Genomic DNA, 12,572 nt, shown 5'->3' on the forward strand with positions numbered 1-12,572 from the left:
GAGGATTGCTGTCATGGAATGATCGTCGATCCGAGAGCCCACCCGGAGCCGAGCCAGGCGTCGTTGGGGCGGCTGTTGACGGCGGCAGAGTACCACCAGCCCGACCAGAGACGCTTGTCGGAGCCTTTTATCCGTTCCACGTGACCATCGAGAAACACGCAGTTCAGCGCCCCGGAATGGCGCAGCGGCAAGGTCTTTTTGGCGCCGGAATCATTGGTCCAGGCCGCGTTCCAGGAATCCCAGATGACAGGTGTGCGCGAGGGTTGCTCGTAGTGGGTGTGGGCGTTCTTGCCGGTTGCCTGGCTGGCCATGCCGTAATCGGGTCCGCCGTTCACGGGATTTGTGGTGAGGCCGTTTTGCGCAACCGAGGGGCAGATGTCCGTTTCGTCCCTGATGAAGGTGCCGTCCGGCTTCCAGACGAAAGCAGGGCCCGGGCGGTAGTATTGACGCAGCATGCGTATGCCCTGCGCCGTGTGGTTTTCAAATTTCCAGGCCGCATTGTCGGTCGGCGGCATGATGCCCTTGTGCTCCTGGAGGTACATCTGGAGGGCGACACCGAGTTGGCGGACCTGACCGGAGCAGCGCACGGCTGTCGCCTTGCTCCGCACCGATCCGAGAACAGGAAGAATGATCGCGGCGAGTACGCCGATGATCGCGATGACCGCCAGCAACTCTACCAGGGTAAAGGCCCGCCTTGGCGGAGCGGATGCTTCTGTTTTCATGGGGGAAGGAAAGAAATTGAGCGGGAGGCGAAACGCCGGGGCGATGCGGGAAGGGAAAGCCGGAAGTGAGACGGGCAGTGGCGCAATAACACCACGTTCACTTTCTGCTTGCACGCACGAGCAGCGCAAGCGTTGCCGCACCGGCAAGCAGCAGCGCGGTGGCGCCTGCTTCGGGGACGGCAACGGAGCTTCCGTTGATAACGATGTTATCCAGACGCACGTAATGCGCACCGATGTTGGCCGTGTCGTAGAGATAGAAATTCAGCGTGACGCCCGATTGCCCCTGGAAGGCTATTCCGGACAGATCCACCGTAAATGAGGTGAACCTGGATACCGAGTCGGTGTTGGCAACGGTATGGGAGGCCACCGTGCCGCCGCCTTCCAGAACGAGGCTGGTGGAGAAGGGAGATGTTTCCCGATCACTGCGCACCTCGGCGGAGAGGAGATTGCTGATTCCGGTAGAGGTGGCGTTCCCGCCGAGATCGAACGAGACGGAGTCGAGATTCAGCACGTGGCCGGATTCCGCGCTGATGGTCACACTGAGGTAAAAGCCGGCGTCAAACGCATCCGGCGTATTGTTGGAAGTGACATACGCGGTGCCGCTGCCGGAGCTGAAACCGCCGCTGGCACTCCAGACGGCGGCTTCCGCATGCACGGCTTCGCCCGGCGCTATGGTGGCGGCGCCGGTGCCGTCGCTGAACGTATAGCTGACCAGAGTCGCAGCTCCGGAAGCCTGCTGGAAGCCGACGGCTGCAGCGAGTGTGAAGAGGCCGGCGAACAGATGAGCGGGCCGGCTGACGAGGGTGAGTTTCGGGCGCATGAAAAACGTCTGGCGGGAATTTTTCTGGCTGGAAACGGCTTCGTCGCTCACATCATTGAGTGATGCCGACACCCCGACCCGCCACCATGAGCGACGTAGCGAAGAAAGCCGGTGTGCACCCGTCCACGGTTTCGCTGGCGCTACGCAATCATCCGAGCATCCCGCGCGTGACGTGCGAGCGTATCCGCGCGCTGGCCGACAGGCTTGGCTACCGCCCCAATCCCCTGGTTTCCGCACTCGTCGCCGAACGCAAGCGCAGGCGGCCTTCCGGTTACGGCTCCACGCTGGCTTTCCTTACGGCGGGGAGGGCGCCGGACGAGTGGAAACTGTCGCCCAATTACGTGGTCCTGCACGATGCGATGCAGGTCCACGCCGACCTCCGCGGCTACAGGCTGGAACGGTTCTGGCTGGAAGAGCCGGGGATGTCGCCTGCCCGGCTCCGGCAAATCCTGATCAGCCGGGGCATCCGGGGCATTGTCGTATGTCCGTTGTTCGGGCCGCCGCGTGGACTGGATTTCGACTTTTCGGGTTTCGCCGCCGTCGAGATCGGCCACACCGTGAGTTCGCCCAACCTGCACCGTGTCTCCATCAACTACTACGCAGTCATCCGCCTGGCCATGGAGCGGTTGCGCGCGACCGGACACCGACGTATCGGCCTGGCCACGACATCGCAGGTGGACAATCGCGTCAATCACCTCTCCTTGGCCGCGTTTCTGGCCGAGCGGCACAACGATCCGAAACATTTTGTCGCGCCGTTGACGCGGTCGCACTGGGACAGGGAGAGTCTCGGACCATGGCTGCAGGCGAAGAGACCCGATGCCATCATGGTGCCGCTGGCCGGAGACCACGGGCTTTTCGGAACGTTGCTGCGCGACTTGTCCGTATCGGTGCCGCGTGACCTGTCGCTGGTCTGCCTGGACAGCCTGCCCGGCTCCCGGCAGAGCGGGGTGGTGCAGGATCTGGAAGCAGCGGGCCGCGCGGCGGTCGACCTCGTGACGAGCCATGTCGAGCGGGCCGATTTTGGTGTTCCCCGACGGCCGCAGATGATCGTCGTCGATGGCGACTGGCAGGATGGCGACAGCTTCATGCCGAGAGGGCCGGGGAGCGTTTGAGCCTGGCGAAACCGTCGACCGGCCTGTTTGGCTCGATCCGGTCGAGGGAAACGGTGATCCGGTAAAATGGACATCAATGTCCGGCGCGCGGGTTGGCGCGGGCCTTTCGGAGTTCGGAGAGGGTGCGGGTTTTTTTCGCGGCGGCCGGCTTTCCGGGACGGGCTCGCAGGCGGGGTCCGGTGGCGAGGCGGTGTTTCGCGGCGGCAATGGTGGGGCCGTATTGCGGCAGCCACTTCTCGCCCGCCACCAGCATGTCATCCACGAGTTGCCAGATCTCCGGCGGATTGCAGACCGCGCCGGTCAGCGGATCGAGCATGAACGCTTGGCGCAGCAGCGCGTCGTCGCCGGAAACCGCCGCCGCGACCGCGAGGCGCTGCACGTTGACCGAGACATGGCACACCGCCGCGCAGCCGGGCGGCAGGTCGCCGACGACAGGCATGCTGATGCCGTTGCGATCCACATAGCCGGGGGCCTCGATCACACAGTCGTCGGGCAGGTTTGGGATGACGCCGCGGTTGATCGTGTTGAAATGCCCGCGATAGATGCGGCCGGTTTCGAGCGCCTCCACGATGCGCGAGCCGTGTTCGTCGGAACGGTTTTCCGGAGCGTAGGCGAGCGGCGCGATTTTCCGGCCGCGGCCGAATTCTTCCTCGAACCAGTGACGGCCCTCGGTGCACACGCGGAGGTAACCGCCGGTCTCGCCGTGTATCCATTCGCCGAGGTCGATCCATTTCCGGATTTCGGCGGGGCGCTTGCGGTACCACGGCACGTATTCGCTGAGGTGTCCGTTGGATTCGGTGCTGTAAACGCCGAAGCGGCGGAGCATGTCGATGCGTACTTTTTCCGTGCGGGAATAGCGCGGGTGCCGCTCGAAGGCGGCGAGCAGTTCCCCGCCGCCGATCTCGCGTCCGGCGTAACGGATTTTCACATACCAGGTCTGGTGATTGATGCCGGCGCAGACGATGTCCACCTCGCTGCGCGATTTCGCTCCGAGCACGTCGGCGATCTGCGTGTGGCCGTGCTGCACGCCGTGGCAAAGGCCGATGCAGCGGACGCCGCCGTGCGTGTTGGCCGCCCAGGTGAGCATGGCCATGGGGTTGGCGTAGTTGAAGAGGATGCAGCCGGGCGCGGCGACTTCGCGGATGTCCTTGCAGAAATCGAGCAGGGCGGCGATGCCGCGCTGGCCGTACATGATGCCACCGGCGCAGAGCGTGTCGCCCACGCACTGGTCAATGCCGTAGCGGAGCGGGATGTCGATGTCGGTGGCGAAGGCTTCGAGCCCGCCGATGCGCACGACGCAGAAAACGTACTTCGCGCCGCGGAGCGCGGCACGGCGGTCGGTGGTGGCGACGAGTTTCACCGTCTTGCCGAGACCGTTGGCGGCGATGTCGGCGCGGCAGATGCGCGCCACCCTGTCGAGGTTGCGCCGGTTGATGTCGGTGAAGGCGAGTTCGATGCCGGAAAACTCCGGCACGGCGAGCAGGTCGGCGACGAGTTTGCGGGTGAAGCCGATGGAGCCGGCTCCGATGAAGGCGATGCGGATCATGGGAAATGCGGGATGTGGAATGCGGTTCGTGGAGCGCGGTTCGTGACAGGCGGAACGGAGGATGCCGGTTCCCCGGATGTTTCGGGTTTTACACAAAGATCGCGAAGGGCGCGAAGAGCCTGACAGACAATTCTTTGTGGTCTTTGCGATCTTTGTGTAAAAATCAGAAGGTTTTGAAGCGTTGGCAGGATACCGGTTCTCCCGAAACCCCGGTTGTCAGGGAATCACAGGATTTGCGGGATCGTGCTCGATAGTAGCGAAGTCTTTTCCCGGTTGCTACGGGATGAATGTGCGATTTTTTGCAGTTTTGTGCTTTTGTCGAAAAACGTGTCGGGACGACTTTCCCGAAAGATTCCGGTCGGGGCCTGTCCGCTTTTTTTCCCGGCGCGGACGGCGCCGCTGCATGCGATGGCGAGCGGTCTGGGTCACATGACGGAGACGTCGCCGGCGTATGACTGGCACGGGTTGAAGCGGGGGCGGTCGGAGTTCGTACTGTTCCAGTACACGCTTGCCGGTCGCGGGCGTTTGCGGGCGGGAGATCGCGAGTGCGAGGTGACGCCGGGCACGGCCATGTTGCTGCATTTTCCGGCGGACAACCGTTACTGGCTGCCGGCAGCGGCGGGCGCATCATGGGAGTTTTTTTATCTGTGCCTGCATGGGCTGGAGGTGATGCGGCTGTGGCCGCGCGTGGAGCAGGCGCACGGGCCGCTGGCGGAGATCGCCCCGGATGCGGAGCCGGTGCGGCTGGGGGCGGAGTTTGTGACGGCGGCGCTGGAAGGGCAGGTGACGTCGGCGTTCGAGGCGTCGGCCTGGAGTTACCGGTGGCTGATGGCGATGCTGGCGCTGGCGCCGGCGCGGGAATCACACGCGCCCCACGCGGCGGCGCTGGAGCGGGCGCGGCGGTATGCGGAGGAGCATCTTGCGGAAGCGCCGGGGCCGGGGGTGGAGGAGATGGCGCGGGCCGCGGGGATGTCGCGGTTTCACTTCACGCGGTTGTTCACGGCGCAGTTTGGCGCCCCGCCGGGCGAGTGGCTGCTCGGGCGCCGGATCCGGGAGGCGGCGCGGTTGCTGCGGGGGACGGAATTGCCGCTCAAGGAAATCGCCATGCGCTGCGGGTTTCGCGAGCCGGGGTATTTCGGGCGCGTGTTCCACGAAAAGACCGGGCAGCCGCCGGGGAGTTTCCGGAAGAGCGGGGTGTGACCGCGGGAGGCGGCGAGGTTCTTGCTGCCGGACGAGGGAGGCAGCCTTGTCGGTCAGGATGCGGGAGCCGGTGCGGGCGCGGGATTTGCCGGGGCAACTGGTGCGGCCGGGGCAGCCGGTTCCGGAGGCTGGGCCGATGTCGCCGGGGCCGGCGGGGTGGCCGGGGCCGCAGGTTCGGCGGGTTTTGGCGACGCGGGGGCATCGGCCGGGGCGGCGGGTTGGGACGGCCCGGGTTCTCCGGTGTTTTTGGCGTCGGGTTTGGCGTCGGGCCCGGCGGGTTTTTGCGGACCGGGATCGCGATCCGCGTAGAGGAGCGCCCAGAGGGCGTCGATCAGGGGCTGCGGGGCCTCGAAAACCAGGTTGAGATCCTGGTTGGGCGAACCGAGGAGCCAGGTGGTGCCACCCGAACGTTCGGCGATGAAGAGCGTGACGATGCCCGGCGCAGGCGCGTTGCCGGCAGGGCTGGCGGGCGTGAGCTCGATTTTCCAGGCCCAGGGACGTTCGCGTCCGTTGACGTTGACGCGATCGGGGAACGAATCATGGGTGATGGTTTTGGCCTGGATGCGGGGAATTTGCGCGAGAAGGGCGGCGAGAGCGTCGCGGCGGGGGCCGGGTTCGGAGGCGAGGGCTTTTTCCCATGTCTCGCCGGATGCGAGGGTGTGTTCGTAGAGCGTGGTGGCGCCATCGGCGGTGCGGAGGGCGAGGCGGGCGACGGGGGTATCGGGGGGGAGGATTTGCAGGGTGCGTTCGCGGTAATCGAGCGGGTTGGTGGAGAGGGTGTTGAGGATTTCGGGCGTGATTTCGTAGATGAAGGGCTGGCCGGCGACGCGCGCATAGAGGGCGCGCTTGTCCCCGACTCCATGGCCGAGTTCGAGCTTGATGCTGGTGGCCGGTTGCGCGGAGGAGGGTTTGCAGGCGAGGGTGACGGTGCGCTCGGGGAGATTGAAGCCGTAGGTCTCGATGTCGGCGCGGGAGGGAGCGTCGTTCACGAATTGTTCGGGTTTCTCGACCTTGAGCAGCGAGAGTTCCTGCACGAGGCGGGCGACGCGGGCTCCGTCGGCCGTCACGGTGCGGGGCGCCATGTCGCCTTCGCGGCTGAGCACCTGCCAGCCGGCATCGGGCGCGGCATCCTCGAGATGTTGCAGGGTGATCTCGGACTGGGGAGAGGCAATGGTGACGGAGGCGATCGCGCTGGTGTCGAGATCGAGGATGTTTTTGTCGCGGAGCGCGGTCTGCGCTTCCCTGAGGGTATCGGCGAGTTTGCCGGGAACGAGGGTGGAAAAGAGGATGCCTTCGCGGTCTTCGAGCCGGGCGTAACGTTCGACGATATTTTCGGCGCCGGCGGGCGCGGCCGCAGCGGCGGAGGAGGGGGGCGTGACCGGGTTGCCGAGGAGGAGCGTTTCGCGGCGGTTGTTGCCTTCGAGGGTGATGCGGATGGCGCCGGGGCCGAGGCCGGTGCGGTCGGGAGGCAAGGGAGCGCCGGCGTCGAAGAAGCGGTGGACGCGGAGGGCGTTGAGGTCGTTGATGGCGAGTTCGGTGGCGGGCTTGGAGGCACGGGCCACGATGGGGGCCTCGAACATCCAGCGGGCCTGTTCGCGACGGAGCCGGAGGCGGGGGGCGGAGGCGCTGGTCTGGAGATTGAGCGAACGGACTTCGAAAACGGGAATGCTGAAGACGGCGTCGGAGCGGATTTCCTGGAGCGTGAGCACGAGGCTGTCGGCAAGGGCGCGGCTGACGACGTGGATGCGGTCGCCGGTGCGGATGTAGAGGCGGTTGCCGACGGCGGTATCGGAGCCGATCTCGAGGGTGCCGCCGAGCGCGGGCGCGCCGGGCGTGGCGGCGGGGGCGGACCAGAGGATGGTCAGGGCGGGGGTTTCGAGTCCGTAATCGGAGAGCTTCTGGCCATTCTCCTCGGCGTCGGAGACGGAGAAGCTGGTTTCGTGTTCGAGGAGTTGCAGCTGGGTGATGATGCGGGAGACGGCGAAGGTATTGGCCGGCCAGCGCATGGGTTCGGTGAGCATCCAGAGGTCGCCGCTGCGTTCGACGATGCGCTCGAGTTTGATGGAGCCCTTGTTGCCGGTCAGGGTGAGGCTGTCGATGCTGGCGGATTCGGGGCCGAGGACGCGCTTGCGCACCTGGAGGGCAACGCGCTCGGCGCGCCAGTCGCGTTCGAAAAAGAAGATGAAGGCGAAGAGGGCGACGTTGAGGAGGACGAGGATGAGAGTGACTTTGGTGCGCATTGAAGAAAAAGGCTGAAATGCCGAAATGCTGAAAACTGAAATGGAAAAGGCGGCGCGTCAGCGTCGGCGGGTCCAGTAAACGATGAAACCGAGGATGGCGGCGAATCCGGGCAGGCCAAAGACGAGCGCGTAGCGGAGCTGCGTGATCCGCTCCTTGCTGAGCGTGAGCTGGTAGCGCTGGATGGGGCGCGCCGGGATGCTGAGTTGTGCGTCGCGGTCGATCAGCCAGTTGATCGACGAGAGGATGAGCGAGAGGTTGCCGCCGGCGGCAAGGCGTCCGTTGGCCACCCAGTCGGCGCCGCCGTAGGCGACGACGCGACCGCCGCGGATGCTGAGGGCGAGGTTGGCCCTGGCGGTGGTCCGCTCGGAGGCGGTGCCGACGGCGAGGGGGCCGGCGAGATCGGCCTCGGGATCGTAACGCGGCGGCGTCTGGAGGTTGCGATAGTCACGTTCGCCCCAGGCCTGCCTGGTGGTGGCGAGGAGCGGCACGACGTTGAGCGCCGGATCGAGGTCGCCGCCGAGGGGGCGCACCTGGCGGGAGGGGCCGAAACGCACGGCGATACGGTTCTCGGAAATGAAGCGGGTGATCGGATGCTCGGATTTGGCGGGGCTGAGGATGAGATCGCCTGTATCGCTCTGGCCGATACCGGCGGGATCGATGACGAGGACGTTGTCCACAAACATGCCCCAGTCGTAAAAGAGCATTTCCAGCCCGTGCGCGTAGCCGGGGGTGAGCAGGACGAGGAGGCGGCCGGCGCGGTTGGAGAGATACTGGCGGAGGATTTCCTGTTCGTTCTTGTCGTAGCTGCCCTGGGGGGCGGCGATCACGACCAGAGCGGCATCCTGCGGTATCCGGGGGTTGTTGTTGAGATCGAGCGTTTCGAGCACGAGATTGCGGGCAACGAGTTCGTCCTTGAGGAGCGAGATGCCGCGGATCGGATCCACATCGTCGAGCCGCATCTCGCCGTGGCCTTCGAGGAAATAGATTTTTTTCTTTTCCGGGTTGGTGACATCGAGGATCGCGGAGGTGAGGGTCTGTTCGCCGAGGAAGCCTTTTTTTTCGCTGTTTTCGATCCGGTAGAGATCGTTGAGGACGATGGTGTGGCGTTTGGTGCCCGAGGAAACCAGGATGATGTTGGGTTGTTCGATCCCCCAGGTCTCGGCGTCGCGGCGCTGCTTGTAGATGTCGAGAAACTCGACGGTGATGTGGTGTTCGCTGGCCTTGGTGGCTTCGGTGTAGTCGCGGAGGAGGTGGGTGACGTCCCGGTAAGCCTGGGTGACTTCATCGTTGTCGGCATCGGGCGCGAGGGTGACGACGACCGTCACCGGCGCGGGCAGCGTCCGGATGTAGGCGAGGGTTTCGGGAGAGAGCGAGTGGCGGCGGTTTTGCGTGAGATCGAAGCGCCAGCCGTGGTTGATCGCGAGGTAGTTGAGGCCGCCGACCAGCGTGAGCACGAGAACCGCCTGGAGCAGGAGGTTGATGGTGCGGAGCCAGCGGGCGGTGCGGAAGGAAAGGGACATGGCGGAATGGCGGAAAAAGCTGAAAGACCGGGTAGCGTTTTATGAGTGCAACTGGCGGGCCTCGACGCCGAGGACGCTGAGGATGAGGGCGAGGGCGGTGCCGCTGAGATAGAAGAGGATCTGCCGCGTCTCGACGACGCCGCGGGTGAAATCTTCCTGATGCTGGAAGATTTGCGCGTAATCGATGATCTGGCGGACCGGGGCCATCGCTTCGGGTTTGAGCAGCTCGAGCCCGGCCGCGTAACGCAGGCCGACGATGACCGCGAACAGGATCGCGAAAGCGACGATGGCGGCCACCGCCTGGCTGCGGAAGAGCGAACTCGCCAGAACGCCGATTGCCACAAACAGCATTCCCGAAATCGCCACATAGATATACCCGCCGGCCAGCGAACCGTAGTCGATGAAATGCGACGCGCGGGCGAAGCGGTGCAGTATCCAGAAAAACCCTCCGGTCGAAACCCACAGGCCGGTGTAGAGCAGCCAGGCCGCCGCATATTTGGCAAACACGACTTCGCCCGTGGTGACGGGCGTGGTGAGCAGGGTTTCCAGCGTTCCCAGCCGGCGCTCTTCGGCCAGGCACTTCATGGTCAGCAGCGGCACCATGAAGAGCACAGGAATCCAGAAAAGCTGGAAAAACACCGAGGCGGGCGAGACCTCCTGCATGGTGACGCTGTAGTTTTCCAGGATGCCGGCGAAGATGAAGCCCATGAGCATGAGAAACAGCACGGCGGCGATGTAGGTGCCGGGGCTGACAAGCAACATCCGGAGTTCGTGGCCGAAAATGGTAAAGAAGTGTTTCATCGGAAAATGCGGAAAGCGGAGTGTGAAAGGATCGGAGTGTGAAGCCGGCGACGGGGCGAGTCAGCGGCGCAATACCTGCTGGGCGTCGTCGCTGATTTCCCAGGTGCGGCGGGTGGCGGCGAGGAATACGTCCTCGAGTGTCGCCCGGCCGGGCGCGAGCAAGCGCACGCGCAGGGCGGGCTCGTGGACGAGAGCGGCGAGGATGCGCTCGCCGAGGTCGGGGAATGGCGGCGTGGTGCCGGCGTGCGTTGATGAAGCCGGCGGGCCGGCGGGTGGCGGGGAGAGTGGCGCGGCGAGGGCTCCGTCACCGGACGGGGCGGCAGCCGGCGTGGCATCCTCGCCCGGGCGGGTTGCCTCGGGGGCGGCGGCGGTGGCAGCAGCGGGTAGCGTGAAACTGATCCGCCCCCGGTAAAATCCGTCGGGCGCGGCCGCGCTGGGCAGGGCGAGCGCGAGGCCGGAGTCGATCCCGGCGAGCACGCGCGAGACATCGGCCGGCTCGCCGGCAAACTCGACGTCGTAATGCGCCCCGCCGATCAGATCGCGCCGCAGTTCGGCGGGCGTGCCGGTGGCGACGAGGCGGCCGCCGTTGATGATGAGCACACGATCGCACGTCATCTCGATCTCGGGCAGGATGTGGGAGGAAATGATCACCGTCATGCGTCCGCGGAGGCTGGCGATGAGGTCGCGCACGATGAGAATCTGGTGCGGGTCGAGACCGATGGTGGGCTCGTCCATGATGATGACGGGCGGTTCGGCAAGGACGGCTTCGGCGATGCCCACGCGCTGGCGGAAACCTTTCGAGAGTTTTCCCAGGATGCGGTGCCGCACGCGTTTGAGATCGCACAGCTCGAGCACCTCGTCGATGCGGGGACCCAGCTTGCGGCGCGACACTTCCTTGAGGCGGCCGCGGTAGTGCAGGTACTCGGAAACGCGCATGTCCTCGGGCAGCGGATTATTTTCCGGCATGTAGCCGATGAGGCGTTTCACGTCTCCGGGGCGGGTGGCCACGGGCACGCCGCACACCTCGACACGTCCTGCCGTGGCCGGCAGGTAGCCGGTGAGGATGCGCATGGTGGTGGACTTGCCCGCGCCGTTGGGACCGAGAAACCCGACGATCTCGCCGCGCGCCACGTTGAATGAAACCCGGTTGACGGCCGTGACGCCGGCATAGGTTTTCACGAGATTTTCAACAACAATGGCAGAGGCAGTTTCGGACATGGCCCGGAAAACTCACACGGACAGCCGCGGAAGTGAAGCCTGCGGTGAGATTTTGCAGACGATCCGCGACAGCGGGAGGGCAGGGAGGTTCCGGGAAGTCTTCGGCGATGTTACGCAGGCGCGGCAAAGTGGCACGGGCATCCCTGCCCGTGTTCCGGGGGGAGGGGGGAAGGGGGCTGGAACATTTGGAACATTTATTTGATCGGCAGGCAGGAACCCCCATCCTGCGGGGCTGACAATACGTTCACCCTTCTTCCGCATTACCATGAAAATTCCTCTTGTCCTTTCTGCCACGCTTGCCGTCTCCGCTCTCGTGACCGGTTGCAAGACCGTCGATGTGAGCAGCCGGGAATCCGGCAGCATGCAGGCCGTCTACCAGTACGGCGAATTCAGCATGTTGCTCAACGGCACCGCGCCCGCCGCCGCCGCCGCCGCCGAGGCCGCCATCAAGGAGCTCGATCTGTACGCGGTCAGCAAGAAACTCAACACCTACGATGCCGAACTCGTCGCCCGCACGCGCAAGGACCAGAAGGTGACCATTGCCATCAACGAGGTGAACAGCCGCCAGACAATGATCAAGATCCGCGTCGGAGCGACCGGCGACCTCGCGGTGTCGCGGCAGATCTACGACGCCGTCGAACGCAACATGGCCGCTGGCGACAAACCGGCGCACTGAACCGGCCCGAAGGCCTTTGTCTCCCATGCACGCCCATGGACACCCGTGAAAAAGGCCGGGCGGACCAGCTTCGAAGCCGGACTTCCCGTCACGGGTGCAGTTTCCGGATCTTTTGACCGCTTTCTCCGCATCCATCCGTGCCTGTTCGAGTGCATGGGTGGTCAACCTTTTCTCCCTCCGTTTCCCTCATCATGTCCGAAATCTGGCACGCGACTTATCCCGTCCTCGTCTGGCTGCTGACGGGCGTGCTTACGCTGGTCGGCGTGGCGGGCGTGGTGATCCCGGTGCTGCCGGGCACCACGCTGATCCTCATCGCGATGGGCCTGCACCAGATTTTGCTGCCGGCCTCGGCTCCGGGCTGGTGGTGGATCGGTGTCATCGCGTTGATCTGGCTGGTGTCGGTGATCGGGGATTTTGTGAGCGTGATCATCGGCACAAAATGGTTTGGCGGCTCGAAGTGGGGCGCGGCGGGAGCGACCGGCGGCGCGCTGGTCGGCATGTTTTTTTCCCTGCCCGTCCTGCTGCTCGGCACGGTGCTCGGCGCGATGGTGGCGGAAAAACTGGTCGCGAAAAAAGACCTGCGCACCACAATGCTTTCCGGAGCGGGTGCGGCCGTGGGGTTTCTGGTCTCGACGGTCGTCCGTCTCGCCTGCGCACTGGGCATGGTGGCGGCTTTTCTTTTTGGCGTATGGCAGGCGGCGGGGTGAACGGCCAGG

11 protein-coding genes are annotated in these 12,572 nt (G+C 65.0%); 4 read left to right on the forward strand and 7 right to left on the reverse strand.

Translation table 11 applies throughout. The features are described 5' to 3' along the window. Positions 1–11: 11 nt before the first annotated feature. Positions 12–722 carry an N-terminal cleavage protein gene (locus OPIT5_12765; GenBank protein AHF90950.1) on the reverse strand — a complete coding sequence of 237 codons (711 nt, stop codon included), beginning with the start codon at positions 720–722 and terminating at the stop codon, positions 12–14. Positions 723–819: 97 nt separating this feature from the next. After that, complete coding sequence (locus OPIT5_12770) at positions 820–1,614, reverse strand: hypothetical protein (protein ID AHF94344.1); 795 nt, start codon at positions 1,612–1,614, stop codon at positions 820–822. A 14-nt stretch (positions 1,615–1,628) separates the two neighbouring features. Here OPIT5_12770 and OPIT5_12775 point away from each other — a divergent pair, with 14 nt between their 5' ends. Then, entirely contained in the window at positions 1,629–2,654 is a 1,026-nt protein-coding gene (locus tag OPIT5_12775) for a LacI family transcriptional regulator (protein ID AHF90951.1), read from the forward strand. Positions 2,655–2,727: 73 nt separating this feature from the next. Here the strand turns inward: OPIT5_12775 and OPIT5_12780 are convergent, their stop codons facing one another. Then, the gene (locus OPIT5_12780; GenBank protein ID AHF90952.1) at positions 2,728–4,200 is read right to left on the reverse strand and encodes an alpha-galactosidase; all 1,473 of its coding nucleotides are present in this window, start codon (positions 4,198–4,200) and stop codon (positions 2,728–2,730) included. Between the two features lie 408 nt (positions 4,201–4,608). Between OPIT5_12780 and OPIT5_12785 the strand changes: the two genes are divergently transcribed. Beyond that, the gene (locus OPIT5_12785) at positions 4,609–5,400 is read left to right on the forward strand and encodes an AraC family transcriptional regulator (GenBank protein ID AHF90953.1); all 792 of its coding nucleotides are present in this window, start codon (positions 4,609–4,611) and stop codon (positions 5,398–5,400) included. Between the two features lie 53 nt (positions 5,401–5,453). Here the strand turns inward: OPIT5_12785 and OPIT5_12790 are convergent, their stop codons facing one another. From OPIT5_12790 to OPIT5_12805, 4 genes are read right to left on the reverse strand one after another with little or no spacing between them, the layout of a single operon-like run. Beyond that, positions 5,454–7,640 carry a hypothetical protein gene (locus OPIT5_12790; protein ID AHF90954.1) on the reverse strand — a complete coding sequence of 729 codons (2,187 nt, stop codon included), beginning with the start codon at positions 7,638–7,640 and terminating at the stop codon, positions 5,454–5,456. Positions 7,641–7,697: 57 nt separating this feature from the next. Next, the gene (locus OPIT5_12795; GenBank protein AHF90955.1) at positions 7,698–9,161 is read right to left on the reverse strand and encodes an ABC transporter; all 1,464 of its coding nucleotides are present in this window, start codon (positions 9,159–9,161) and stop codon (positions 7,698–7,700) included. 39 nt (positions 9,162–9,200) lie between these two features. Then, the gene (locus tag OPIT5_12800; protein ID AHF90956.1) at positions 9,201–9,962 is read right to left on the reverse strand and encodes a hypothetical protein; all 762 of its coding nucleotides are present in this window, start codon (positions 9,960–9,962) and stop codon (positions 9,201–9,203) included. Between the two features lie 60 nt (positions 9,963–10,022). After that, entirely contained in the window at positions 10,023–11,180 is a 1,158-nt protein-coding gene (locus OPIT5_12805; protein ID AHF90957.1) for an ABC transporter, read from the reverse strand. A 259-nt stretch (positions 11,181–11,439) separates the two neighbouring features. Here OPIT5_12805 and OPIT5_12810 point away from each other — a divergent pair, with 259 nt between their 5' ends. Both OPIT5_12810 and OPIT5_12815 read left to right on the forward strand, forming a co-directional pair. Beyond that, on the forward strand, positions 11,440–11,856 hold the full coding sequence (locus OPIT5_12810) for a hypothetical protein (protein ID AHF90958.1): 417 nt from the start codon (positions 11,440–11,442) through the stop codon (positions 11,854–11,856). Positions 11,857–12,044: 188 nt separating this feature from the next. Continuing rightward, positions 12,045–12,563, forward strand: coding sequence for a hypothetical protein (locus OPIT5_12815; protein ID AHF90959.1), 519 nt, complete (start codon positions 12,045–12,047; stop codon positions 12,561–12,563). Positions 12,564–12,572 lie beyond the last annotated feature (9 nt).

It is taken from the genome of Opitutaceae bacterium TAV5, from assembly GCA_000242935.3.
In the GTDB taxonomy this organism is placed as follows: Bacteria; Verrucomicrobiota; Verrucomicrobiia; order Opitutales; family Opitutaceae; genus Geminisphaera.